23 protein-coding genes and 3 pseudogenes are annotated in these 23,655 nt (G+C 63.8%); 10 read left to right on the top strand and 16 right to left on the bottom strand.

What is annotated here, in order from left to right; genetic code table 11:
* Window position 1: 1 nt before the first annotated feature.
* On the bottom strand, window positions 2–355 hold the full coding sequence (locus ACTWQA_RS21425; RefSeq protein ID WP_443160919.1) for a hypothetical protein: 354 nt from the start codon (window positions 353–355) through the stop codon (window positions 2–4).
* Between the two features lie 154 nt (window positions 356–509).
* Between ACTWQA_RS21425 and ACTWQA_RS21420 the strand changes: the two genes are divergently transcribed.
* Entirely contained in the window at window positions 510–1,238 is a 729-nt protein-coding gene (locus tag ACTWQA_RS21420) for an XRE family transcriptional regulator (RefSeq protein WP_443160918.1), read from the top strand.
* Window positions 1,239–1,600: 362 nt separating this feature from the next.
* Here ACTWQA_RS21420 and ACTWQA_RS21415 read toward each other — a convergent pair whose 3' ends face one another.
* The 4 genes and pseudogenes from ACTWQA_RS21415 to ACTWQA_RS21400 form a co-directional block, all read right to left on the bottom strand.
* On the bottom strand, window positions 1,601–2,260 hold the full coding sequence (locus ACTWQA_RS21415; RefSeq protein WP_443160917.1) for a hypothetical protein: 660 nt from the start codon (window positions 2,258–2,260) through the stop codon (window positions 1,601–1,603).
* Window positions 2,261–2,478: 218 nt separating this feature from the next.
* On the bottom strand, window positions 2,479–3,507 hold the full coding sequence (locus ACTWQA_RS21410) for a hypothetical protein (protein WP_443161126.1): 1,029 nt from the start codon (window positions 3,505–3,507) through the stop codon (window positions 2,479–2,481).
* A 291-nt stretch (window positions 3,508–3,798) separates the two neighbouring features.
* Window positions 3,799–4,326 (bottom strand): annotated as a pseudogene (locus ACTWQA_RS21405) (FAD/NAD(P)-binding protein); the annotation flags it as partial.
* A gap of 1,136 nt (window positions 4,327–5,462) precedes the next feature.
* A complete protein-coding gene (locus tag ACTWQA_RS21400; RefSeq protein WP_443160916.1) occupies window positions 5,463–6,584 on the bottom strand; it encodes a DUF4062 domain-containing protein in 1,122 nt (373 codons plus the stop codon).
* An 89-nt stretch (window positions 6,585–6,673) separates the two neighbouring features.
* Here ACTWQA_RS21400 and ACTWQA_RS21395 point away from each other — a divergent pair, with 89 nt between their 5' ends.
* Window positions 6,674–7,126 carry a hypothetical protein gene (locus tag ACTWQA_RS21395; protein ID WP_443160915.1) on the top strand — a complete coding sequence of 151 codons (453 nt, stop codon included), beginning with the start codon at window positions 6,674–6,676 and terminating at the stop codon, window positions 7,124–7,126.
* 313 nt (window positions 7,127–7,439) lie between these two features.
* Here the strand turns inward: ACTWQA_RS21395 and ACTWQA_RS21390 are convergent, their stop codons facing one another.
* A complete protein-coding gene (locus ACTWQA_RS21390; protein WP_443160914.1) occupies window positions 7,440–7,655 on the bottom strand; it encodes a hypothetical protein in 216 nt (71 codons plus the stop codon).
* A gap of 101 nt (window positions 7,656–7,756) precedes the next feature.
* Here ACTWQA_RS21390 and ACTWQA_RS21385 point away from each other — a divergent pair.
* A pseudogene (locus ACTWQA_RS21385) lies at window positions 7,757–7,978 on the top strand (helix-turn-helix domain-containing protein); the annotation flags it as partial.
* Between the two features lie 189 nt (window positions 7,979–8,167).
* Here ACTWQA_RS21385 and ACTWQA_RS21380 read toward each other — a convergent pair.
* Together ACTWQA_RS21380 and ACTWQA_RS21375 are read right to left on the bottom strand one after the other, a co-directional pair.
* The gene (locus tag ACTWQA_RS21380; protein ID WP_443161125.1) at window positions 8,168–8,938 is read right to left on the bottom strand and encodes a hypothetical protein; all 771 of its coding nucleotides are present in this window, start codon (window positions 8,936–8,938) and stop codon (window positions 8,168–8,170) included.
* Window positions 8,939–9,364: 426 nt separating this feature from the next.
* Window positions 9,365–10,006: a hypothetical protein gene (locus tag ACTWQA_RS21375; protein WP_443160913.1), complete on the bottom strand. Its 642-nt coding sequence runs from the start codon at window positions 10,004–10,006 to the stop codon at window positions 9,365–9,367.
* 259 nt (window positions 10,007–10,265) lie between these two features.
* Between ACTWQA_RS21375 and ACTWQA_RS21370 the strand changes: the two genes are divergently transcribed.
* Window positions 10,266–10,934 carry a hypothetical protein gene (locus ACTWQA_RS21370; protein WP_443160912.1) on the top strand — a complete coding sequence of 223 codons (669 nt, stop codon included), beginning with the start codon at window positions 10,266–10,268 and terminating at the stop codon, window positions 10,932–10,934.
* Between the two features lie 280 nt (window positions 10,935–11,214).
* Window positions 11,215–12,132 (top strand): major capsid protein, encoded by a 918-nt coding sequence (locus ACTWQA_RS21365; RefSeq protein ID WP_443160911.1) that lies wholly within the window; start codon window positions 11,215–11,217, stop codon window positions 12,130–12,132.
* On the opposite strand, the gene ACTWQA_RS21360 is transcribed toward ACTWQA_RS21365, so the two are convergent.
* From ACTWQA_RS21360 to ACTWQA_RS21350, 3 genes are read right to left on the bottom strand one after another with little or no spacing between them, the layout of a single operon-like run.
* Window positions 12,044–12,718, bottom strand: a complete 675-nt coding sequence (locus ACTWQA_RS21360; RefSeq protein ID WP_443160910.1) for a response regulator — start codon at window positions 12,716–12,718, stop codon at window positions 12,044–12,046. The genes ACTWQA_RS21365 and ACTWQA_RS21360 overlap by 89 nt on opposite strands.
* Window positions 12,715–13,884, bottom strand: coding sequence for a sensor histidine kinase (locus ACTWQA_RS21355; protein WP_443160909.1), 1,170 nt, complete (start codon window positions 13,882–13,884; stop codon window positions 12,715–12,717). Before ACTWQA_RS21355 ends, ACTWQA_RS21360 begins: the two co-directional genes overlap by 4 nt.
* A 32-nt stretch (window positions 13,885–13,916) precedes the next feature.
* The gene (locus ACTWQA_RS21350) at window positions 13,917–14,105 is read right to left on the bottom strand and encodes a hypothetical protein (protein ID WP_443160908.1); all 189 of its coding nucleotides are present in this window, start codon (window positions 14,103–14,105) and stop codon (window positions 13,917–13,919) included.
* Window positions 14,106–14,464: 359 nt separating this feature from the next.
* Between ACTWQA_RS21350 and ACTWQA_RS21345 the strand changes: the two genes are divergently transcribed.
* Window positions 14,465–15,013: a C40 family peptidase gene (locus tag ACTWQA_RS21345; RefSeq protein WP_443160907.1), complete on the top strand. Its 549-nt coding sequence runs from the start codon at window positions 14,465–14,467 to the stop codon at window positions 15,011–15,013.
* Window positions 15,014–15,443: 430 nt separating this feature from the next.
* On the opposite strand, the gene ACTWQA_RS21340 is transcribed toward ACTWQA_RS21345, so the two are convergent.
* Together ACTWQA_RS21340 and ACTWQA_RS21335 are read right to left on the bottom strand one after the other, a co-directional pair.
* Window positions 15,444–16,517, bottom strand: coding sequence for a serine/threonine protein phosphatase (locus tag ACTWQA_RS21340; protein ID WP_443160906.1), 1,074 nt, complete (start codon window positions 16,515–16,517; stop codon window positions 15,444–15,446).
* A gap of 452 nt (window positions 16,518–16,969) precedes the next feature.
* A complete protein-coding gene (locus ACTWQA_RS21335; RefSeq protein ID WP_443160905.1) occupies window positions 16,970–17,749 on the bottom strand; it encodes a hypothetical protein in 780 nt (259 codons plus the stop codon).
* A 51-nt stretch (window positions 17,750–17,800) separates the two neighbouring features.
* On the opposite strand from ACTWQA_RS21335, the pseudogene ACTWQA_RS21330 reads away from it, so the two are divergent.
* The 3 genes and pseudogenes from ACTWQA_RS21330 to ACTWQA_RS21320 all read left to right on the top strand — a co-directional run.
* Window positions 17,801–18,451 (top strand): annotated as a pseudogene (locus tag ACTWQA_RS21330) (sensor histidine kinase); the annotation flags it as partial.
* 82 nt (window positions 18,452–18,533) lie between these two features.
* Window positions 18,534–19,220 (top strand): response regulator, encoded by a 687-nt coding sequence (locus tag ACTWQA_RS21325; RefSeq protein WP_305915028.1) that lies wholly within the window; start codon window positions 18,534–18,536, stop codon window positions 19,218–19,220.
* A 315-nt stretch (window positions 19,221–19,535) separates the two neighbouring features.
* Window positions 19,536–20,078 carry a hypothetical protein gene (locus tag ACTWQA_RS21320; protein WP_443160904.1) on the top strand — a complete coding sequence of 181 codons (543 nt, stop codon included), beginning with the start codon at window positions 19,536–19,538 and terminating at the stop codon, window positions 20,076–20,078.
* Window positions 20,079–20,991: 913 nt separating this feature from the next.
* On the opposite strand, the gene ACTWQA_RS21315 is transcribed toward ACTWQA_RS21320, so the two are convergent.
* On the bottom strand, window positions 20,992–21,450 hold the full coding sequence (locus ACTWQA_RS21315) for a hypothetical protein (RefSeq protein WP_443160903.1): 459 nt from the start codon (window positions 21,448–21,450) through the stop codon (window positions 20,992–20,994).
* A 170-nt stretch (window positions 21,451–21,620) separates the two neighbouring features.
* Here ACTWQA_RS21315 and ACTWQA_RS21310 point away from each other — a divergent pair, with 170 nt between their 5' ends.
* Window positions 21,621–22,121 carry a hypothetical protein gene (locus tag ACTWQA_RS21310; RefSeq protein ID WP_443160902.1) on the top strand — a complete coding sequence of 167 codons (501 nt, stop codon included), beginning with the start codon at window positions 21,621–21,623 and terminating at the stop codon, window positions 22,119–22,121.
* Between the two features lie 566 nt (window positions 22,122–22,687).
* Here the strand turns inward: ACTWQA_RS21310 and ACTWQA_RS21305 are convergent.
* Together ACTWQA_RS21305 and ACTWQA_RS21300 are read right to left on the bottom strand one after the other, a co-directional pair.
* Window positions 22,688–23,017: a helix-turn-helix domain-containing protein gene (locus ACTWQA_RS21305; protein ID WP_185068243.1), complete on the bottom strand. Its 330-nt coding sequence runs from the start codon at window positions 23,015–23,017 to the stop codon at window positions 22,688–22,690.
* Window positions 23,014–23,400 (bottom strand): type II toxin-antitoxin system RelE/ParE family toxin, encoded by a 387-nt coding sequence (locus ACTWQA_RS21300; RefSeq protein WP_443160901.1) that lies wholly within the window; start codon window positions 23,398–23,400, stop codon window positions 23,014–23,016. Before ACTWQA_RS21300 ends, ACTWQA_RS21305 begins: the two co-directional genes overlap by 4 nt.
* Between the last annotated feature and the right edge of the window lie 255 nt (window positions 23,401–23,655).

Here is a 23,655-nt window from a genome sequence, read left to right as displayed (position 1 = left end):
GTCAGTCGCGGTAGGCACCAAGGATCTTATCCAGCTCGATGCGAAGGTCACCCTGTTCGCCCTCAGGCCATCCCTGGCACGCGGCCTGCTCGATTCGGTCTACGGCGCCGGCCATCTCCAGGAACGAGACCCGCTCATCGTGCTGATCACCCCAGTAGAACCAGGAGAACGGCAGGTGCACGAACACCCGCCTCGTCCTGTAGCGGATGTCGGTCACGTCCAGGGCCGGGCGCCCGTCCTGAGTGGTGACCAGCACAGGTGTGATGCCCCGCTCGGCGAGCTGTTTGCCCAACGCGATCAGCAGCCGCTCCACGTAAGCCCGTTGCTGTTCCTTGATGGTCTGGCTTGTCTGCACCCTCGTCCTCCTTGACGTCCGTGCGGCTTACTCGTGTGCGTCGAGGTTCGCCCCGTGGATGGGGGCGGGAACACCGCAACTTAGGGACGTCTAGGGACGTCTGATGTTAACGTCGCAGAGGAAGGTCGTCTTGCGAGAGGAGCAGGCCGGTCACATGAACAACAACCTCCGCTACGCACTGGCCGCGGCCCGACTCAACACCACTGACATCGCCGCAGCCCTGGCGGTCGACCCCAAGACGGTCAGCCGATGGCTCAACGGCCGCATCCCCTACCCGCGCCACCGCTGGGCCGTCGCTGACCTCCTCCAGGTCGACGAGGCCGATCTATGGCCGGAAGTCGCCCCACGACACCAAGCCCTCGCCGACGGCGTACAGGCGATCTACCCACACCGCTGGGCTGTCCCCCAGCAGGTCTGGCGCAACCTCTTCAACAGCGCGAGCCAGGAGATCGGCATCCTCGCCTACAGCGCACTGTTCCTCGCCGAGGACCAAGCCACCCTCCACATCCTCACCGAGCAAGCCAAGGGCGGCGTCAAGGTCCGCATCCTCCTGGGCGATCCCGAGGGGCAGGAAGTCGCCGCGCGGGGAGCTGACGAGGGGATCGGGGCTGAGGTGATGGCGGCCAGGGTCAAGAACGCGCTCACGTTGTACCGAGCGCTACTCGACGTCCGAGGAGTCGAAATCCGGCTCCACCACACGGTGCTCTACAACTCCATCTACCGCGCAGACGAACAACTCCTCGTCAACACGCACGCCTACGGCACCCCGGCAGCCAAAGCCCCCGTCATGCACCTCACCCACACCGACGACCAGGGACCAGCAAGCACCTACCTCACCAGCTTCAACCGCATCTGGACCGCCACACAACCTCACAGCAAGTAGTTCAAACCCCAACAGGCGCAGCTACGGCCAGACCAGAAAGCAACTTCTCTCCACGTCATCAAGGCCGGCCCGCCTGCGGCGGCCCGGCGCGCGCGGTGCGGCCAGCGGGCCGCGCTGCGGCTCTCCGGCCGATCGCGACCCGCGCCGCCCACGCGCTGAACCGCCACAGCGAACAGTTCAAGTGGGTCGAAGCTCATCACGGAGTACGGCACAGCGCATGACGCACCGCCGCGGCCCTGAATGTTAGATTGCGCCTCCGGCGAGGTTCTCCGATCCTGAGGTGATCATCTCGCGCGGGCTGACCGTACGAGTGGCTGAATATCTAATGGGGTGGGTCTACTCCTACTCAAGACTGACTCGGTTTACCTGCTCCCTGCCGTGCGAACAATAGCAGTGACTAGAGTGAAGGACATCGCGAGGATTATGCCAAGTTCAACGATGAGAAGCCACCAAGCTGGTCGCGGACCAGCTAGACGAACTGCCGCGTACAGGTATATTGTAAACAACGAGGGTCCAAACAGAATAAGAAGTCGAATAAGAGCGAAAAGCGAGAATCCAAAGTACGGGTAAGCGTATGGCTTAGATATCTTCAGATATGCTTCCCAGCGCAATTGGCCTCGAATATCCGGCGCAATAGCCGCATCCTGCCAATTCTTATAGCGACGCCCATGCGCAGTTTGACTATCTATAGACTCGCTTATCGCCGTCAATTTCGGGGCAAGTATATCCTTCACATAGCGTCCCATGTGACGCATATAACTGAACGACATCACAGTCTCGACGGGAAACCAGAGCAAGGCGAATCCGATTGCCAACAACACAATCGGATCACGCACAAAGATCTGCTGAATAGACGCGAATTTCTCAAATATAACTTGAGATGCTAGTAGCGCGCCTGTAAGTACGAAGAAATAGGTCATCATACGTTCGCGATGCTGGAGGCGAAGTTCAATCTCCCGCCGAATAGCGTCAAACTCTCGAAGGTGAGCATCGGCCACCAACCTCAATGGATCGCGATCCACGTCCATAGCGTCGGCGACGCCACCGACTGGAGGCTGTATCGGACCACTTGATGTGCTATCGCTTGATGCTTGCCGTGCTCTACGGAGAACCCTTAGGAGAATTACGGTGGCGGCTGCTGCAGTTGCCACTGCAAAAAAGCCTGTTCGTCTAAAAAGTCTCACAAAGACCCCGTTGAAAGTGATCAGTTACTCACGTACTCCCTCCAACCAGCAAAGTTCTAAATAAGAACCTGGCCAAACAAATCGGCAACGCACCTATCGGCCTCGTCCATTGCGCGCGAATATTTGCTCGGCGACGGGACGTATCTGTTATAGTAAGTTACGCCCTCCAGAAGTGGGCCGAGGAGATATATGTACCGACACTCGCGGCCGCCTGCGCCGATGGGGTTGTATCGTTCGGTGACGTCGGGAGCATCAATTATGTAGCTATCGGTCCGATATGGACGAAATATTCCTCGACGATAGAGCGAATTTACGAACTCCGCACCCGCGTCCGAGACGCTGCCATCGATGTGCGCCAAATACAACCAGTCCACTGATTCGACAACACTCTGGCGGAGCTGCTGAGACTTAAGCTCCCAAGAGCGAGATCTTGTGATGTAGTTGACACTCGGGTTCGGCCCAAGTGGAAGTCGAAGCACCTGCGAAGTGCGCATCAACGCAAGAATATCTGCGTTGCGTTCCTTTTGTGGTCCGACAACAGCTCGATCCATGTGTTTAGCGTGATGCCGATAAAACGATTCCTGCGACCCAATTGTTAGCCCACCAAAGTTGACGGCATGACGAATAACATCACGTAGCTCCCGGCAGATCTCGAGCGCAGCCTTTAGCGCACTTCCACTGACCCCTAGCTTCGCATGTGCAAGATCGTCTGCGATGAACTTCGCGTAGGCAGTCTCATACTCACGCGCAGAGTGGAACATATGGCCCTCTTGAGGTCGCAGCGCACTACTGAGCCAACCATAATATGCAGCACTAGGATCAAACGGACCGTTATCTTTATCCAAACGCAAAAGTTCGGTGTATATATCCCCGCTGCATGAGACGTTGACCAACCGCTCTCGCAGCGATTGCGCCGCCACTTCGCCCAAGTGTATGCGTGCTTCGGTGAGGCGAAAAGCCATGCGCATCTCGGTAAACAGCAACGGAAGTATGTCTTCCTCAAAATCAAATTGCCCAAGCACACTTCTTTGCTCATCAATCTTTTCGGCTGTAAAGTAGATTGGCTGATAGGGAGCTGGGGCCACAGGGCGTGATCGATATGGCCGTCCGGACCGTGAGTAACAGACTATTCGTGGCTCGCGGCCGCTGGGGATGTAATGTCTGCTCCCATCTGTGTTTTGAGCGAATCTTCCACCTCGTCCTACTGTAAGCGAAAGAATTGCATCGACAGCAGTCAGTCCAAGTCCCTCGATGGCGACGCTCTCGTTAGGTCGTATCTTTTCGATTTGATCAGGCAGTGGGTATGGCCTGGCCACAAGGCCCCTGGCAGTTTCTGGTGGAGAGAGGTTACGCCCGGAGCGTCCATGGCCAATTGTGATGAATATGTAATCAGTCTCGATATGTTCACCGCTGTGCAACACGACTTCAGGCCTGCCTTTGCCAAGCGCAAGAGTTTTTGCTGAAGATTCATGGCGGATGATCCTGACGTGTGCCGGCGACTGTGAGACAAGGTAGTTGAGACACCAACTTAGATATTCTCCAAGAATACGTCTGGGAAGGAAATCTCCAGATTCTATTTGTCGCCCTTGGAGGCCGAACGAGTAGACGTTGTCAAATCTCAAGTCTCGCTGGATTGCCCACTCGTACAAACTTGGCCCATGCGTTGGAGGAGAAAAGGAAACAGACGCTGGGTCAGGGAACTGTGAGACTTCGCCGCAGATGATGTTAAGTAGGAGATAGTCGGGTTGCGTCACATCGTGCACTCCAGCGCCAGTGCAACGAGGATCCACCAAATGGATTTCGATCGACATAGTCTGTGAGCAGTGTGTGGTGACGGCGGCTAGGATGCGCTCCAACACTCCCAGGCCGCGCGGGCCTATGCCCACAATGCATATCCGAAGCATACGTGTTCGCAATCTTCTACCGACTCCTCCACCTCCTACCATCTTGGCATCCCGCCCTCCTTCCTCTGCACTCCACCCATCACCGGAGATGCGCCTGTCACTGAACCGCTGCATTCACCCCGCGTAGCGCCATTTCGCATGGCACGTCTTTGGTTGTATGGAGACGAAGTCTTTGATCCCCATATGCGTTCGTTTGAACGCCCGAGGACGGGCGCGTAGCCATGGGAATTCCTGTTGGGTAGCGGATCTGATCTCGACCCCATGTGGGCGTGCCCGCGTCGTGTCCGATAGCGTTGAAAAAGGGGATTTTGGGAGCCATGGAGAGCATGATCAGGGCTGTGAGCGATCAAAGGCGATCAGAAGGTGAGGCGTTTCTGTAACTCACGGCGAATGTCATGGGCGTTATCACCGCCTCCTAAGGAGGATCTCTTTGCTGCCGCATGGCTCCCATTACTCGGGCCTCGGCGGCCCTGCGGTATGGTCCGCTTGCTAGCGGACATGACATTTTCGCCTCTGCCGGACAGCAGACGAGTACAGCAACGAGCCCTTACAGCAGTTCGTCACTCCGCACACCGTCACACGTCTGACCAGCGCACAAGCCCTTTGCCACGGCACTGCCGTTGATTCGCATCGCTGTGGTCAGGCCGTGACGATCGCAGACTTCGGCGCCCGCCAACCATGGCTGGGGCGATCGACGCCGGAGCCCTCCTTCGTCGGGCCCCGGCACCGGGTGACTGTGGCTGAGGTGACAGCAGAACTGACAGCTACATCCCCACACGCCGACACATCCGCGCGACCGTACACACCCGCCTGACCACGGTCTCGGTCAGCTAGGCAGCGTGATTGCTCCGCCTGAAAAGCGGAAGGTCATGCTGCCGCGGGGCCTTCCATTCCTAATTACGGTCGCGGGCATGTTCCCCGGATCCGGTCGGGTCGGCCAGATGTCTCGGACCTGGCGGCCCTGCGGTACGGGTCCGCTTGCCACCGGGCAAGCAGATTTTTGGTGCACGGAGCGTGCTAACGCAGTGCCACGATTGGGGGTGGCGAGCCTGCCGTGAGTGGCCTCGTACTTGAGGAGGCCGGAGAACGAGCTTCTCCATGCGGAGCGGTCTGCTGGACCAGGGGACTACAAATAATTACGTCGGTAGCCGATCAAACAGTGCTCGGGAAAGGTCCCTGCCAACTTCGTTGGCTCCAGTCTCCAAAGCTGCCAGACTGACGGACTCGTCCGGTTCAGTGCGGTAAATGCCAACCGAACGGCCAAAGCCCAACGGCTGGGCACGGGACCGCGAGCGATGCGGATCAAAGGTATCGACGCTGATAAGTCCGTCCGACGGCACGCCGGCTGCCACAACGACATGTCCCTGTTGGAGGATGCCCAACGCTCCTGTCAATCGCAGCATCTCAGCGAACTGCTTCGGTAGCACCTCGGGATCCAGAATTGAGCCCATCTGGTCCCTGGGGAGGGTTGCTCGGGTGGAGACCTGCCCTGTCTTATACAGCCGAACTTCCCTGATCTCCCCGCTCTGGGGTTTGTTCCATGCGCGACGCCGATCGTTCTCGATACTGACGGCCGCGTGATGCTGGGATTTGAAAAGGTTGAGTGCCTGGCCACTCTCGATGTATTCGGTCCCGCGAACCCGGCTGACCAATGAATCAACGAGTCGATCCATTTCGCGGGCCGAATACCCAGGGTGATCTACTGATAGGACGTGTAGTTCAAGTAGAGAGTCTTGGCTGCTTCCGGATGAATGTACTCTGTCGTCATTTGCGATCCAGATGAGGGGAGGCTTCTGGGCCAACCTTCTGAATTCTAGGGGAGATGGTTTTGAATCCAGCTCGCGCAAGCCTTGGACGACCTTGGTCTGAAGTTCCACGCTGTTGGAGAAGGAATCCCGAAACACGCCCGTCGCGTACGCCTCCACGATGCGCGTGAACGCGTGCTGGTCGGGCTCGAATCTCACCCCGTTCTTGCGGTAGACCAGCCGTGGCTTCCCCAGACGTTGCGCGTGCACCCATTCGTCATGTGTGGCCGACTGTCCCGTTTCCGGGAACACGTGACCATAGTTGGGACCCAAAAGGAGCAGACAGACATCTGCGGACTCCAGAGCGGCCAGGCATGCCTCTCTGCTCGGGGTGGCCTGGGCTGAGAAGTCTTCGAAGCGCACTGGTGTATGGCCCAGCGCGGTGATCAAGCCGGGGAGGGAGTCGCGCTCTTCTTCCAAACCCTTCCGTACGCTGCTGATGAAGACTCTCACGATATGGTGTCTCCACTGGTCGAGGTTCACTTGCGAACCAGGGCGGTTCGTACAGCACATGGTATCCGGATGCAGGTGGGGCGGAGTTGATGGCCGAGATCTCGGATGAAGCGATACGCGCCTACTGGAAGGAGCATCGGGAGCAGTTACGCCAGTGTGAGACTCAGCGCTCGACACTTAGCAACCTTCTGATTATCATCACGGCCGCCTTGAGCGCTCTGATCGTTCAGCAGCGCTTCTCGCTGTACGTCCTGCCCTTGTGTGTCTTTATCTCGATAGCTGGCCTGTATGGCGCTGTCGCTGTCTCGAAGTACTACGAGAGGGCTTCCTATCACCTGTCTCAGGCGCGTGCTTTGACCAAAGACCTCGCGGAGCGTGGAGTACTGGGCACTGATGAGAGGTTGGTAAAAGCACGCGCTGATCACTACCGTGCCTTCCCCCGTATGCATCGCTTCCGCCTTCATCGGCTGTGGGTGGCCCTGCACTTCGCCATCGGGCTCTATGGCCTGTCACTGCTGTTGGTATGTGTGGTCATGGCGTGATCGGGGCGATCTCTGCCACGCGGCTTCCGGTGCTAATGACGGTGGGGCAAGTCACGCCCCGCCGGTCGGGCCGCCGGGGATGCCTCGGGCCTGGCGGCCCTGCGCTCCGGGTCGGCTTGCCACCGGATGACGTGGGTGCTCTCCCTTTCGGGCTGGGGATGTCCGGAGGATGATTTTCGCTGCCATCACAGTCCGGAGGATGTTCGCCCAGCTCAACATGCCTAAATAGCCGGAGTAGCGCGCACTCGCCTAGCAGGTTCCTGCCAGCACACTTCCGGGGCATTTTTTGATCAGCACAAACATAGGCTCCCGTTCAGCTGAGGTACTGAGTGAGCACGCTGGCGACAGCAGTGGCGAGGATGATCGCAGCGGCAAAGGTAGCGGCAGCACGCATCAGAGCGGCCGGGTAGGTGGCGCCGTCAAGGCGGGCCAGTGTGCCCGCGGCAGCGGCAACCAGGAGCGCGAACACGACGACCACGGCAACGGTCAGAAGGACGATGATTACACGAGCCATGATGATCTCCTGCACACGGTGGGATGCTGACGTGACCGAAGTTCGCCGAAGTAATGTTCGCCGTGGTTCGGCCGGACGATGATGAACGTCGGTGAACACATCCGACTGGGGGCCTGATGCCAGGCGAGGAACACGATGGGCGGGAGAATCCGCTGGCCAAGCTGCGTGACAAGCTCAGCGATGGGCTGGCTCACAAAGGGCTGACCAAGACCCAGCTCGCTACCAGGTCCGGGCTGGGCCGTACGACCGTCCAGGAAGCGTTCCGGGCAGACGGGGCCGTCCCGTCTGCTGAAACCGTCGCGGCGCTGGCCCGAGTGCTCGGCCTACCAGAAGAGGAGCTACTAGATCTTCGGCGTAGGGCTGCTGTCCACCGGAACGGTGTAGTGCCCGGAGGCGGCGAGGGCCCCGGTCGGCCGATTGGGCAGTGGGATCCGCACGACCTGGAGGTCCATCCATCCGAAGCCGCCGCATCCGCCAGCTCGGTACGAGCTTTGTCCGGCTATGTCCGCCGTGCTCACGACCAGGTGTTAGCCGATGCGGTACGCGAAGTCATAGATGGCCGCAGCCGGATGTTGGTCCTGGTCGGTTCGTCGTCCACGGGCAAGACCCGAGCGTGCTGGGAGGCTGTCCAGCCTCTTGCCGCGGAGGGGTGGCTTCTGTGGCATCCATACGACCCGACAAGGGCCGAAGCAGCGCTCGCCGACCTCGAACGTGTTGCGCCGCACACGGTGGTGTGGTTCAACGAAGCCCAGCACTACCTTGGCGACCCCCAAGCAGGCGAGCGCATCGCCGCCGCCCTGCATACCCTCGTCACCGATCCTAGCCGCGGAACGGTCCTCATCCTGGGAACCCTCTAGCCCGAGTACGAGGATCAATACACCACCATCCCCAGACCCGGCAGTCCCGACCCGCACAGCCGCGCCCGGGAGTTGCTCGCCGGCCGCACAGTGACTGTCCCCGACACCTTCGACCATGATGCACTCGGAGCTGCCGCAAGGCTTGCCCAGGACGGTGACCGCCTGCTGGCGGGTGCCCTTGCCCGCGCTGGCACCCAGGGGCGCGTTGCCCAAGACCTCGCTGGCGCCCCCGAACTGCTGCGCCGCTACGAGCACGGCGCCCCGACCGTCCGGGCTTTGCTGGAAGCCGCGATGGATGCCCGCCGTCTCGGGATGGGCCTCCACCTCCCCCAAGCGTTTCTCACCGACGCTGCCGCCGATTATCTCACCGACGACGATTGGGATCGCCTCGCCAACGACTGGGCAGAAGCCGCTTACGCGGACCTCGCCCGCCCTGTCCACGGCAAGCAGGTCCCACTAGGCCGTACAAATCCTCGCCCCGCGCGTCGTCCTCCGATCGGTCCGACGCCGACCAGGGCTGAGGCCCCGCCAACGGGCCCCATGCTCCGCCTCGCCGACTATCTCGAACAGCATGGAAGAACCGCCCGCCGTCTACTCTGTCCACCAGCATCCTTCTGGCACGCCGCCTACACACATCTCACTCACCCCGACGACCTCAACAGCCTCGCTGAAGCCGCCCAGGACCGGGGCCGTGCGCAATGGGCCCACCACCTGCGCCTCCGAGCTGCCACTGCCGGCCACCCTGGTGCCATGATCAAAGTAGCCTGGGTGCGGGAAAGGGTCGGAGACCAGGAAGGCGCCGATTCCCTGTTCTGGCAGGCTGCGGGCGCTGGGGACCCCAGAGGCCTGAAATTCTTGGGCCAGAAGCTAGAGAGGGCTGGGGACCGGGAGGGTGCCGAGCTTCTTTTCCGGCAGGCCGCCGAAGCTGGTGATCCAGATGCGATACGCGGTCTGGCGCGGCTGCGGGAACAGGTCGGAGATCTGGAGGGAGCCGAAGCTCTTTACCGGCGAGCCGCCGACGCCGGTGACCCCAATTCCCTGTCCGAACTGATGATGATGCGAGAGCACGCCGGGGACCGGCAAGGTGCCGAAGCCATCGCCCGGGAAGCCACCGACGCTGGCGATACCTTGTGCTTCGAGATCCTCGCAGAAATGCGGGATGAAGCCGGGGACTGGGAAAGCGCCGAAGCCATCGCCCGGGAAGCCGCCGAGGCCGGTGACATCTTCCCTCTGTTGGCGCTGTGGCGAGCGCGGCTCGACAACGGCGACCTGAAGGGCGCCGAATCCGCCTTCCGGCAGGCCGCGGAGGCTAATGGCGGCCCTACCCCCGCCCACCTGGCACGGATTCGGGAGGAGGTCGGGGACCGAGAGGGCGCCGAAGCCCTTGCCCTGAAAGCTGCCGACGCTGGTGATTTCTACATCTTGCGCGACCTTGAGCGAATGCGAGGAGAGGCTGGTGATCGGGGGGGCCTCGACGCCCTCTACCGGCACGCCGCCGACGCTGGCCATCTCCGCTCGCTGCTGGGCCACGAGAGATGGCAGTACGGGCTGGACCCGGACGGTTCACCCTCATCTCCGTGGAGCGCGGAATAGGACGGGTGCATCCGTGCCAGACCGATGAACCAGCAGGTCACTGGTCAGACACCCCAGCCTCTCTCCTAAGCGGTGCTCTCTTGCCTCGGCTGGAGCCCTTGCGGAAGCGCTGGTACTCCTATGCCGTCCGAAAGGACGCAGGTAGATGTCGCCGGCATCCGATTGGATGAGGCTCATGACTGCTCACGATGTGGCCCGTCTGCTGCCCGAGATCCCGAAGCTCCGTGATCTGTGCCGGTCCGTGGCACTACTGGAGGCCATCCTGAGCCCGGAATGGTCCAGCCGCTACCACTCCTTCGACGCGGGCTGGAGTCCTGGGGAGGAGATGGCCTCGATGCGCAACGGGTCGGGAGACGAATACTCCATTGTCTTTTCTGCGGCGGGTGCGTATATCCGGGGCTTCGACCACGAGGCGGCGATGAGCCCGTACGGCAATGACGGACCGTGGCCCGGGGTGCTCGACTCCGTCCCTGAGGTGTTCCGCCACTGTGTGCAGGAGCCTGCGTTCTGCGACGAGCATGGCCTGCCGGTCGTGACCGCCTGCCTGTGGCGCGCGGCCGGTGATGACGGCTGGCGGGTGGGTGAGATCGACTACCCGAACGGCGTGGGCGACCCTGATGGGGCGGTGCACCTGTTCGCACGGCTCGTCGATCCGTCTCCGGAGGCGTTCCGGCGGTTCGCGGAGGACTACTACGAGGTACCCGTGGATCTCAATGCGGTGCGGCACGTCTACGCCCTCCGTCCGCTGACGCAGGCGGTGGTCACCGCGCTGAATGCTGACCTCCCCCTGACGGACCTCACCGACGACCTCGCGGCAGCCCGGTATCCATCCATTGCTGGCTGAGAAGCGCGACCCTTCCGACGCGAACTGGGTGGCAACAGCGCTGAAGCGAGTTGGCAAGGTGCTGTACAGCAGTGCGTACAGCAACACCGCCATACACGATCACCCGGTAGCGATCCGCATCTACTGCTTCACCAGGGCAGGAAGCCAGTAACGAGGCCTCTGCCCTTCCCTTGTAAACAGAAGGTCAGGGGTTCGATTCCCCTCGTCGGCTCTAGGGTTGACCAGCAGAAATGCCCGGTCTGAGATCACCTCAGGCCGGGCTTTCTTGATCGAATGCGCTGTGAGTGCGACAGTGCGACGCCTCGGTCGCTGCTCAGCTGCGGCCAACGGCAGAACCAGGCGCGTTCGGCGAGCGCCTGCTCCCACACCTCCTACAGATCCTTCCGGAGCTGGATGCGCCACTCCTTGGCGATATGCGTGTACCGGCGTGTCCTGCCCGGACATGCTGTGGGACGCCCCCGAGATCCATCTCGCCCGCGGCGGCCTCAGGTGTTTCATGACCCCGTCGCTGGACGTCGCCAGCCTGACGTGGGTGCACACCGAAGCCGACGACATCTCCGGCGCGACGAAGCCCTGCTTCAAGATTCCGGGCCCGGACCCGGTCGAAGTCCGCTGTGACGCGGTCGGCGTCTGCCTCGAAACCGGCATCCTCACCCAGCGGCACTTCCCCGAGCTGGTCAACTGGTGCCTGCGCAACCCCATGGTGGCACACGAGATCCGCATCCGGCAGGAGCTGTTCAACCGGGCCGTCGCCACCGCCACCCCAGTCACCGTCCCGGCGACGATGGCGGCCCTGTCAGCCGTGTACGGCGCGGTCGCGCTGCAGGCGGCAGACATGATCGAGCGGCACTCGCCGTGTGACCGCATCAGCCTCGAGGTCGTCTTCCCATGGTGGGCCAAGAACCTGTTCCTGGCTGACCTCGCCAGGCAGAACGGCGTCAACGCGTGCGACCTGAACCCGAACCGCATCCAGGACCTGTTCGGCACGTTGGGGGTGCGGGTCCAGTTCGCGCGCGGTCTCGCACTGGTTCGCCGGGAGATCTGTGAGATGACCAGCCGGCAGTCTCCACCGAACACGGGGCGATTCAGGTCATCGTCTGAGGACAGTTTCAGGCCTCCTGAACCAACCCATGTCGAAAGGCGTAGCGCATCGCGTCGCTCCGGCTCCGCGCACCGATCTTGGAAAAGGCGTTGTTGATGTGCGTTTTGACCGTTGACTCGCCGATGAACAGCGAGGCCGCGATCTGCTGGTTGCTCATGCCCTGCGCGATCAACCTCAAGACCTCGGCCTCGCGAGGGGTGAGCCCGTCGGGGTTACTCCAGCGAACCGGTGCAGCATTGACGGGATCCGGCCGTAGCATGGCAGCCACGAGGCGCTGGGAGATCGCAGCGTCGAAGGCGGACTGGCCGGACGCGGTGGCCCGAAGGGCAGCTGCGATCTCCGATCGCCCAGCGTCCTTGGTCAGATAACCGCGAGCGCCCGCGCGCAGGGCAGCGATGATCGACTCATCGTCGGCGTACGTGGTCAGGACCAAGACTGCGACCTGGGGATGCTGACGGGTGATGCGCTCAGTGGCTTCCACCCCGTCCATCACCGGCATCCGCAGGTCCATCAGCACGATGTCGGCCGAGGTTTCCTCCAGCAGCCGAAGCGCGCCCTCGCCATCGCCTGCTGCACCGACGACCTCGACGTCGTCCAGCAGGCCGAGCAGGGCCACCAATCCTTCCCGGATGATCTGCTGGTCGTCGACGACGATCACGCGCATGACCGTGGCAGCACTCACGCCGGCACCTCCGCGAACACCTGCCAGCCCCCGTTGTTTTCCTCGGCCGTGAGCCGGCCGCCCACGAGGGCGAGCCGTTCGCGCATGCCGGTCAGACCGTACCCGCCGGGCCCGCCGGTGCGGTCGCCTTCGGCCGGGGTGGCAGCGGGCTCGTTGCGGACCGCGAGGGTCACGGTGTCGGCGTGATAGTCGAGACGGATTGTGATCGCGGCATGCGGGGCATGCTTGGCGGCGTTGGTGAGCGCCTCCCGTGCGGTACGCACCAGGCAGACAGTGGCTGCCGGCGGCAATGCGCGGGGTATTCCGCCGACCTCAAGGGAGACGGCCGCTGGATGGTTGCCGCGGTGGGCCGCTGTCAGCAGGGCCACGGATTCGGGCAGCGGGGGGATGTCCTCGCGCAGCGCGGCCACCGCATGTCGTGCCTCGGACAGGCCTTCGACGGCCAGTCGGCGGGCCTGCCGTACCCGGTCCAATCCGCCGTCCACGTCGTTCTTCTCGCTCAGCAACGCCTCGGCCAGTTCCAATTGCACGCTCAGGGCGCCCAGGGAGTGCGCGAGCACATCGTGCAGTTCCCGGGCGATCCGGGTCCGTTCATCCAGCGCGGCGGCTCGCGCATGCTCGGCCTGGGCGCGCCGGGTTTGCTCCAGAAGGCGCTGCGCGTGCTCGGCCTGGACACGGTACTGCCTGCGGCTCAAGCCCAGCACCACGACGACCAGCATCACCGCTGCGTTGCCGAACACGTCACCGGCTGATCGCTCCAGGAGCACACACGAGAAGGCGACCGCCGCTACAGCCGCACCGGTCATCGTCATGATGACCAGAGGGCTGGGCCGCGTGTGCATGGAGAAGGCCACCAGACCCACGCACGACATGATCATTGCCGTCCCGTCGGCAGTCGAGCCGACGGCTGCTGCCGCAGCGAGCGCCGAGGCGCCCAGCATCACCAGGGCGGGTGCGGGCGCTCGCCGTTCCCAAAGGACGAAGGCCGCCCAGCCGGCCACGCTCAGGCCCAGCAACGCCCAGGTCGTACCGGTGAGCACGCCCGGACGCGCCGTCAGCGGGGCGGCCACCATCATGATCGTGCCGACCAGTCGTTCAACGCGCCATCCCGGGGACAGATAGCCCCACCAAGACGGCCGTTTCGTCTTGTGCGGTGCGTCGGTCATGTGATGGTGGCTCCCGGACTGCATGACGTCGGTTAGTTGCGCAAGTTGGCGATGAGTTCAAAGGCGAGTAGCCGGTAACCGATGAACCCCACCAGGACAATCAACCCCACGACAACCAAGGCGACTATAGACTTTCCGCCCACTTTCCCCCCATTCGGGCCGAGCACCCAGCTGATGACCGCGTTGACGAGGTCGAGCCGGCTTGCTTCGCGTCTGTTCATGGACGGAACCGTACGGACCGCCCGGCGGTACGGGCACCTCCGCACGATGGAGATCAGGGTGGAGAGCGGGTGGAGATGAGCATGAGGCCGCGCGGCCACGTTTTCGGGGCGTAGGCCGTGCGAAGCGCTGAACGCAGCTTTGTCTGGACCTACCGCGACAGGCGCTAGGTGATGACTACCCTCCAAATGATCTAAAGGATCCTTAGCAGGGCGACGCGTAACTGAACGAACACGAAGGGTAGGTTCACGGTGTTTCCGCCTAGAAAGGTCGACTCATGGGTCAGCATGGCACGTGCCAGAGCGGACAGCAGCGCCCGTTCGAGAGCGAGGCAGTCGCCCCCTGACCGTGGGCGGATACCTTGGAGAAGAAGGTGTGTCTGCCTTCTCTGCATAACCTCCGGCTATCCCGCCTTGCCCTAAGCGGCGTAGCCCTCACGATGACCGTGACGGCCGGAGGCCTGATCCTCCATGCCCCAACGACCCGGGCGGCGACGAGCGATTCGGCCACCACCAGGTCCGCGAAGGCGACCAGGATCGCTCGACAGAAGGAACGGGCCCGCAAGGCCGTGGCCGTGGCAAAGAGACAAATCGGCGCCCCGTACCGTTACGGTGCCGAGGGCCCCGGCTCGTTCGATTGCTCCGGCCTCACCCGGTACGCCTGGAAGAAGGCCGGGGTGAGGCTCCCGCGGGTGGCGAGCGGCCAGTTCGTCGCCACCAGAGCTAAAGTCTCCTGGAGGAACCTCCAGCCAGGCGACCTGATGTTCTTCAGGGGGCTCGGCCACGTGGTCATGTATGTCGGCAAGGGTAGGATGATCCACTCGCCGCGGACAGGTGAACGCGTGCGCATCGAGAAGCTCAGCGCAAGACGCATGTCGTCATTCGTCGGCGCCGTGCGCCCCGGCACCTGACACAGCCTCAGGGCGCCCAGGCGCGGCCGCGGCCGGGGTGGCGGTGCACGCGATGGCTGTCGCGGCCTAGATCCGCCGCACTACTACTGAAATCGGCAAGCCCAGGGGCTCTCCTGACACCCGGGCTTGCCCTGTGTGGGGGCTCCAGGTCGCCCAGCGATTCAGGTGTGGGGTGTTCTTTGCCAAGATCGGGTGATGCATGCCGTACAGACAGAGGTACGCCGAGTCACCGACCTAGGCGTCAACGGACACGCCAATCCCCTGGGGTCCCTGTGAGCTGCACGCCGTCCCCCCGATCTCTCCTGTCGGCTGGAGGTGCCGTTCTCGTGGCCGGATGCGGCTCCCCGTCCGTCGGCGGCAAAGCCGCCGCCACGCCGTTCTCGAGCAATCCCGCAAGCACGGCGGTTCGTGCTGCCGGGTCTGATGGGGATCAGCGCATTGCGCTCATGGCGCGTTCGATCTTCTCGCTCGGATACGGCGTTGTCCTACTGGTGCCGTACAGGTCCCAGTAGAAGTCGTTAATGGCTGCCGCTACGGGTGCGTACCGGCGGATCACTGCGGCTACGGTCGGCGGGGCACCAGTGGGTTCCGCGCCGTCTGCGCACGCTCGGATGTACTCGTTGCGTTCTCCCGGAATGCCGTTCGGCGGCACCTTCACCCCGCAGATATTGGTGACGAGCCAGTTGACCAGCCGCATCAGCGCGTAACCGACGTCGTGGGTCCGGTTGCGCTCCAGGAAGTCGATCTCCTGCTTGGACAGGTCGAACCGAGTGGAGGTCGCCAGTCCGAGATCGGCAATGTACAGGCGTTCACCATCGGTGAGGATGTTGCCGAAGTGACCGTCGAAGTGCATCAGCTCCCGGCCGTTCATGAAGGCCACGTCGGCGAGCAGGCACGATTCGACCATGGCGCTTGCCGCTACCGCAAAGTCCTGGCCGGCGGTGAGCTGAGCGGCGAGCCAGTTGTCGAGGTTGTAAGGGATGAACTCCTGAAACAGCACGATGCTGGCCGAGGCGCGGGCAAGGGCGTGGAGACGATCCCGTACCGCCGGCGATCCATCCCAGTACTGCACGACCGCCTCGACGTCGGCGTGCTCATCGGTGGGTGGTGGCGCTCCGGGCAGCACTCGCCAGTGATACAGCAGCGGAAAGGCCGCACTGCGGCCGGCCAGGACCCAGTTGGTTGTCATGACGTTGGCCGCGAGTTCACGCCAGGCACCGAAGCCCGGCCCGGCGAGAGCGGTGAGTCCGTACTGGCAGAACGGAGGCAGCCCGAACAGGTTCGCGGTGGACATCACGTTGCCCGCGCGGCGTTCCAGGTCGGTCAGTGGGATTCGCTTGGCGAAGACCGGCACGCCATCGATGTCCAGCAGTACCGAGGTACCGCCGATCCCGGAGCCCAGAATCTGCGCCTGCTCCAGTGACTCGCCGAGCTGCCGGTCACTGTGCAACGCCAATGCGCTTGCGACATCGCTGTATCGGTGGACACGTTCACTTTGCGACATGTCTAACCGTGTGTCTTGCAGGTCCAATGGCAGGCACCCCTCTGATCAACTTCGCGTGTCCGACGCTACACCCGTCGGGTATGGGCCTTTCCGGGTTTCACGTTTGAGCGCGGCGGCCAGCACGAGCACCTCCGGCGCCGGTGGTTATCTCGCGCAACACGCTGGACCGGCTGCTGCCGTCGGCGCGCACGCGGACACCGCGCACGGCGGTTCCCTGGGCTTTCTGGGAGCCACCTTGGGCCCGAGCGGACGATCAAGAACTGAGGCGAACGGGTCCGAATGCCCGGAACCCTGATGACCAGCCCAACGAACGTGTTCGGGCAGCCCCGAAGATCGTTTGGAGACCTACGGGGCAACCGGCACGATCACCCGCGGCTCTTTCGCCTGGCGTGTGGAATTGCCGACGACGAGTAAACGGTGAAGATCTGATCCGCCCGGAGGGCGCGGAACGGTCAGGGGTCGCGGCGGGAGATGGCGGCGGATGCGGCCGCCAGCGCGAGCGCGATGTATCCGAGCAGCACCAGCGCCGCCCCGGCGGGCGGCAGCCACGCGTCCGGGATGCGGCCGGGCAGCAGGTTGGAGGCCATCGGCAGGGTCAGCGAGCCGATCCGCTCGTTCCACGGGTCCGGCAGCAGCGAGATGAGCGCGGGCACCACGAACAGCAGGGCGAAGATCACAATGAACCCTCCGGCCGACGAGCGCAGCACGGCCCCCACACCCAGCCCCACCAGTCCCATCACCATGCAACTGAACCCGGCGCCGAGGACGGAGGCCAGCGCGTACGGCGACGCGAGGGTCACGCCGATGCCCCGGGTGCCGAGCACGGCCTGGCTGACGAAGAAGACGGCGAACGAGCTCAGCTGGCCGGCGATGAGCGAGATCACGCCGACCACCAGCGCCTTCGCCATCAGCAGGGTGCGCCGCTGCGGTACCGCGGTGAGCGTCTGGCGCAGCATGCCTGTGGTGCTCTCCGAGGTGATGGCGAGGATGCCGGGCTGTTCGGCGTCGCCCTGGGACTCGCAGCCGGGCTGCGGCGGCTCTGGCCGCTGCCCACCCTCGCCGTAGTGCTGGCTCTCGCGGCCGTCGGGGTGCAGGCCGGCGCGCTGATCAACCCGTGGCTGGTGTGGGCGTTCGTGCTCTACACGGTCGGGCTGGCGACCTCGGGCCCGCCGGCCTACCTCGGCCTCGCGGCCGGCCTGGCCGGCGTCGCCGCCCTGGTACCGCTGACGCACGAGCCCAACCTGGTGAGCAGCGTCGGGCTGATCGGGCTGAGCTGGCTGACCATGGCCGCCGCCTGGCTGCTCGGCCTGGCCGTACGGGAGCGGCGGACCGGCGCGGCCAGGGTCGCCGAGCAGCAGGCCCGCCTCGCCGTGGCCGAGGAGCGGGTCCGCATCGCCCGGGAACTACACGACATCGTCGCGCACAGCCTCAGCCTGATCGCCATGCGGTCCGGCGTCGCCGTGCACGTGGCCGGGGATCGCCCCGGAGAGGCGGTCAAGGCGCTGGAGGTGATCCAGGAGACCAGCCGCGGCGCGCTCGACGAGATGCGCCGCATGGTGGGCGTCCTGCGATCCGCTGGCGTCGGCGACCCGGAGGACTCCCCGCTCACCCCTGTGCCGGGCCTGGTTGGTTTGGAGACCCTGGCCAGGCGGGCGCGAGAGGCGGGCGTGCGGGTCACCATTAACGTGGACGGCTGGTACGCCCTGCCCCGCGGCGTGGAGAGCACGGTCTTCCGCATCGTGCAGGAGTCCCTCACCAACGTGATCAAGCACGCGGGGGAGCGGGTGTCCTGCGCGGTCTCGGTCGCGGTGACCCCCATGGAGGTCCTGGTCGAGGTGATCGACGACGGGAAAGCCGGTAGGGTCCCCTCCACCCAGGTGGGTGGGCACGGCCTCATCGGCATGCGGGAGCGGGCCCTGCTCCAGGGCGGGGAGTTCACCGCCGGCCCGCGGGAACAGGGCGGATTCCGGGTCGCGGCCAGGCTGCCGTACCGCCGGCGACAAGGGACGGAGGCTCATGACCGAGGGCATCAAAGTGCTCATCGCCGACGACCAGGTGCTGCTCCGCGGCAGTTTGCGCCTGCTGCTCGAATCGGCGCCCGACATCGAGGTCGTGGGCGAGGCCGGGACCGGTGGCGAGGTGCTGGAGCTGGTGCCGAGCTGCCACCCCGACGTGATCCTGATGGATGTGCAGATGCCCGGCATGGACGGCATCGAGGCCACCCGCCGGGTCTGCGCGAGCCCGGAGAGCCGCGTGCGGGTGCTCGTCCTGACCACCTTCGACATGGACGAGTACGTCTACGGCGCGCTCCGGGCGGGGGCGAGCGGCTTCATCCTGAAGGACACACTGCCCGCCGATCTACTCGCCGCCATCCGGGTGGTGGCGGGCGGCGACGCACTCATCTCGCCTGCCGTGACGCGGCGGCTCATCGCCGAGTTCGCCGGGCGGCCGGAACCGCTGACCGTCCCCGCCCGCAACCGCGCCCTGGCGGGGGTCACCGATCGGGAGCGCGAGGTGCTGCTACACGTCGCCCGCGGCCTGTCCAACACCGAGATCGCCCGCCACCTGCAGGTCAGCCTGGCCACGGTGAAGACCCACATCGGCAGCCTGCTGGCGAAACTCGGTGCCCGCGACCGGGCCCAGCTCGTCATCGTCGCCTACGAGGCCGGCCTGGTCGAAGCGCGACCCCGCAGACACGGCTGACCCCCGCCCGTCACAGGGTGCGGCGGAAGCCGCGGACCGCGACCACGGGGGAGAACGCCGACAGCAGCAGGCTGAGCAGGACCGCCAGCAGCGCCGCATCCGTGTATCCGTAGCCTGTTACCGACCGGGGTCACGATCACGCTCCCGGCGACAGGAGCGCGCGCATGAATGCCATGAACGAAGCTCCCGACGTCGATCGTGGATTTCTGCACAATCCGTACACGCCAGCTCGGCGGAATCGCCACCAGCGAAAGTTAGGATCACGCGGTGGACATAACGAGCGATCTTCCTAATGCGTCTCGCCAGCGCGCTCCCATGGACGTCAGCGGCAGGGCATGGGGGACGGTCGCCGTATGGCTGGGGCTCGGGACGATTTATGCGACGAGTGTTCCCGGGTGGCATTTCACGTGGCTCATGCTCGTCGGCGTCGGCTGGCTGTCGTTCGGCGTGGGCTGGCTGATCGTGCTCGGTGTCGTCCTTGTCGGGCGGGGGAGGTTAGTCGCATTGCGTCGTAACTGGCCGTTCTGGGCTGTGCCGCCCCTGATTTTGGCGTTGGCCGGCTCACTGGTCTACGTCGGTGCGCCGGTCAGGATGCGTTTCGAGTTGTCGCGCAGCAGCCTCGACCACTTCGCGAAGACGGTGTCAGAGGGGACGCCGCCGGGGACGCGGAATTGGATCGGCCTATATCCCGTCGAGTACCTTGAAGGATCCCGCCGGGCCTTCGGCTTCATGATCGAAGACACGGGCTTCTTCGGAAGCTACGGCCTCGCCTGGAGTCCGAATGGCGAGCCGGACATCGATGCGCCAGGCTACTACCGTCACTTCGACGGACCGTGGTACATCTGGATCGACGATTGATAGACGATTCGTCCGTCGCGGGCGCCAAGTGCTCGCCAGGGCCGGGGGTACCTCGGCGAGGTGAACCATTGGCCTTGCTGGGAGCCACCTTGGGAGCCACTCGAATGGACGATCATGAACTGGGCTGAACGGATCTGAAAAGGCCGGATTCCCGGTGACCGGTGCGGCGGACGGCCCTGAACGATCATGAAGATCGTTTGGGGACCTTGTAAACAGAAGGTCAGGGGTTCGATTCCCCTCGTTCGTCCCAGGTGGAAGGCCCTCCCGGACTCCGGAAAGGCCTTTTGATCTTGTGCAACAGTGCAGTACAGCTACGGCATCGACTCGTCTTCGCCATGCCGGGTTACGATCTCGTTGATGGCGTCAGACCACGCTGACCGCTTGGGAGCGGGGAAGTGGTGGTGGCACTGGCGGCATTCCCAGCTCGCTTCCAGGGTTTCGTCCCACAGGATGCAACCGGCCAAGCGCAGGTCTCCGGATTCCGCAGCCTCGCGTGCGGCGGGAGTTGGCAGGCCGAATAACACCGGCAGGGTGTCACCGTAACAAAGCGGGCACTGTGGAGGCGACATCCTCACAGCATGCCGAGACCCCGTGACGGAGTCCACTCCCAGAACGCGCAGGTGTGGCGGGCGTCGGGTGTCGTGGACGCGGATTCGCGTGACACCGGCGTTTTTGCCATGCGAGTCGAAGGCACGATTGAGGTTCCGCGGTTCGATGGGTGTGCCGTACTTTGTGGTGAACACCAGGTCCGACCTCGTCCACCTGACACCATCCGCTTCGCGGGCCTGGTCTTGCAGCTCGCGACGCTGTTTGAGCTCAGTGCCGAAGAACCCCCGGCCATTTATCGGCGAAAGTCATACATACGGCACGCGTGCGCGTTGTCGCGGCACGCGTGCCGTACGCGTTCAGGAACTCACACCCACCAGGTGATGCACTTGGCCGCGCTGCCGCCGGGCATGACGTCCTTCGCGCAGGCCTTGTAACCCCAGCCGGCCTTGCTGCGGTGCGCCTTGGAGTAGGCGGTTTTGCTCTTGATCGATGTATGGCCGCTGGATTCCCACTTCCTCGTCGAGGGGTTGTAAACCTCCAGCCAGAGAATGTCGTTGTCGCCCATATTGCCGGCGGGGTTGGGGACCCGAGCCCACAGGTAGTAGTTGCCGCCCCACTTGCCCGACCGGATCTGCAGCGTGTACGTGTCAGGCGTGACCGTGACGGTCTTCGACGTCACTGTGCCCACGCTGGTGGCGTACTTTGGCGCGCTGGACGACCAGTAGTTCGCCGCCTGGGCGCTGGAGGTGCTCATGGCCAGCGTGGCCGCCGCCACCAGGCCCACGGTGCCGATAGACGCGATGCGCCCCACGATCTTCCGCATGCGTACGATCTTCTCCTTCTGACGACTTCTTGTCTCGCTAGACCCTAGGGAGCGCCGGTATAGCGCGGGTATGCCGCAGCGGGCAGGGAGAAGGTCGGTTAACAATTGGGATGGGTGCGGGGTTGCGGCTTCCCGTCTAACGCCGTCTGATCCTCGACTACGGTTCCCGCATGAGCGACAACGCATCGACGGCGGCCACCGCCAAGGTGTTCGTCTCCTACAGCAAGATCCTCATCAAGGCCCTTGGCGAGGTTGACTACGCCGATCCTCCGAGTCATGCCCCTAACGGACTGGTGGCTGCCCACCTGGATGCTGCTGCAATTTTCACCGGGGTGCATACCGGCTATGTGAGCGTCACAGTGCAGACGACCACTTCCGCACCTCCTCTCGACGGGGTGCGGCAGTGGGCCGACGTGGAGGAGGTGATGTTCCCCACCTCAATCGGGGACATGCGCCTGTTCGGCTTTATGGGCGATACCCCTCCACCAGATCTTCCTTCGCTTACCCCTCAAGGGCTTGGGTGTACAGGCTGCGGGTGCATGCTTCGGCTCGCCCCCGTATCGGTACCCCCGACACTGACGAGCCAGTCGAGGACTATCTCGTCTGCGCATGGCCCCTCGCGCTCGGCCGGGATGCAGCCATCGAGGCGGCAGAGGACCTGCCCGACCTGACGAGTGCAAATGTTCGCGCTTACAGGGAACGGCTCTCCTCAGACGATCCTGGCCGTATCCACCGCTCCCCGCGACGCTGATCAGGAGGAGCACCCGAGGATCTGCATCCGCGATTCATGGGCGAATCGGTTCGAACGCGACCATCTGCCGGCCTTGTCGCTGACCACAAGGGGATCGCTCAGGCAGGGGAGCTGTGGGAGGCGCTAGACGTCCGAACGCGTGACGGCCCGCCTTGTCATCGTCGGCACAGACCCGCGCTGACTGCGACGGCCAACGTGGCCGCCTCGTATAGGGCGTCCTCGATTCGTCCGGCATCAGTGGCCCCGGCGTGCTTGGTCGAGACAACTGGCCGACCAGCAGCCGCATGTGCTGAAGCCATCGCCAAGGTCACTGAGGTTCTGGCACCCCGTCGCCGTGCCCACTAATTGACCCCAGTGGCGGCTCGTCCAGCTATCGGAGCTGAGAACAACTTCTTGGGTCCCAGCCATTCGAACCACAGTGTGAAATCACCTTGCGACACCAAGGTGTGGGAGATACCCCATACCGATCGACAGCCGGGCTCATGGTCAAGCGACCCGCACCGAGTGGGGTCCGACGCTGATCGTCACATCCACGTGACCACCAAGAGCGGCTGCGTACGCGCGGATGGTCTCGAGTTCCATCGAGTCCAGATCACCGTTCTCGATCTGAGACACACGTGCTTGTGAGATTCCAAGGGCAGCCGCCACCTCGGATTGTGTCTTGCCGACAGACTTGCGCAGTTCCTTCAAGTGGTGGCCTGCGACGTAGGCATCCAGCTGGGCGTCGGCGGCGGCCTGCCGCTGCGGGTCGGCCAGTTCGGGGTACAACCGGTGCGCTTCCGCCTTGACCTCACGCCAGTTGCGTCCTGGGCTCATCGCTTGTCCTCCCTCTTCCTCTCAGCCGACTTCGCGGCGCGGTACTCGGCGTAGCGTGCTTTGGCCAGCGGGATTGCTTCCTCGTACCAGCGCGACCACCTGCCGGCCTTGTCGCCGGCTACAAGGAAGATGGCTTCCCTGTCCGGGTCGAAGACGAACACGATTCTAATCTCGGTTCGCTTCCGCGAGCCTGGGCGTAGCTCCTTGAGGTTGCTCATGTCGCCGTCTATCAGGGTGTCCACCAGCGGACGTCCGAGAGCTGGGCCGACTTCTGCAAGCCGGTCGATGGCTCTTTCTATGAGAGAGGCGGACTCTGGGTCGCTCTCGCAGAGCTTGAGGAACCATGATTCGACAGGTTCGAGCAGCACGATCTCCCAGGCCATACACACATTATAATACCTAGCTTATGTCCAGGCGGGTAGATGGTCCACCTTGAGCGATGATGGGGAAGGCCTGTAGACACCGCCATGTTCGGCTCTTCCAAGAAGTACTTCATCTCTCGCCGCGTCTCATCGGCGATCCAGGCCAGGTCAAACACCGGCCCGGGGGGTGGCCGCCGAGGCCGAATCGATGGAGAAACGACCGGAACTCATCGGGGATGGCGCGCCGATCACCTCCTCCAAGGCATCCGCCTCGGT

Source organism: Nonomuraea sp. 10N515B, from assembly GCF_052245915.1.
In the GTDB taxonomy this organism is placed as follows: domain Bacteria; phylum Actinomycetota; class Actinomycetes; order Streptosporangiales; family Streptosporangiaceae; genus Nonomuraea.
The sequence above is the reverse complement of the archived record's forward strand: the minus strand, read 5'-3'. Positions and strand labels throughout refer to the sequence as shown.

Bases quoted from the DNA above. Each gene is read 5' to 3' on its own strand.
- ACTWQA_RS21420 (WP_443160918.1), top strand. From the start codon at position 510: ATGAACAACAACCTCCGCTACGCACTGGCCGCGGCCCGACTCAACACC.
- ACTWQA_RS21395 (WP_443160915.1), top strand. From the start codon at position 6,674: ATGGCCGAGATCTCGGATGAAGCGATACGCGCCTACTGGAAGGAGCAT.
- ACTWQA_RS21375 (WP_443160913.1), bottom strand. From the start codon at position 10,006: ATGGCCAGCGTCGGCGGCGTGCCGGTAGAGGGCGTCGAGGCCCCCCCG.
- ACTWQA_RS21370 (WP_443160912.1), top strand. From the start codon at position 10,266: ATGACTGCTCACGATGTGGCCCGTCTGCTGCCCGAGATCCCGAAGCTC.
- ACTWQA_RS21355 (WP_443160909.1), bottom strand. From the start codon at position 13,884: ATGACCGACGCACCGCACAAGACGAAACGGCCGTCTTGGTGGGGCTAT.
- ACTWQA_RS21350 (WP_443160908.1), bottom strand. From the start codon at position 14,105: ATGAACAGACGCGAAGCAAGCCGGCTCGACCTCGTCAACGCGGTCATC.
- ACTWQA_RS21340 (WP_443160906.1), bottom strand. From the start codon at position 16,517: ATGTCGCAAAGTGAACGTGTCCACCGATACAGCGATGTCGCAAGCGCA.
- ACTWQA_RS21325 (WP_305915028.1), top strand. From the start codon at position 18,534: ATGACCGAGGGCATCAAAGTGCTCATCGCCGACGACCAGGTGCTGCTC.
- ACTWQA_RS21320 (WP_443160904.1), top strand. From the start codon at position 19,536: ATGGACGTCAGCGGCAGGGCATGGGGGACGGTCGCCGTATGGCTGGGG.
- ACTWQA_RS21315 (WP_443160903.1), bottom strand. From the start codon at position 21,450: ATGCGGAAGATCGTGGGGCGCATCGCGTCTATCGGCACCGTGGGCCTG.
- ACTWQA_RS21310 (WP_443160902.1), top strand. From the start codon at position 21,621: ATGAGCGACAACGCATCGACGGCGGCCACCGCCAAGGTGTTCGTCTCC.
- ACTWQA_RS21305 (WP_185068243.1), bottom strand. From the start codon at position 23,017: ATGAGCCCAGGACGCAACTGGCGTGAGGTCAAGGCGGAAGCGCACCGG.
- ACTWQA_RS21300 (WP_443160901.1), bottom strand. From the start codon at position 23,400: ATGGCCTGGGAGATCGTGCTGCTCGAACCTGTCGAATCATGGTTCCTC.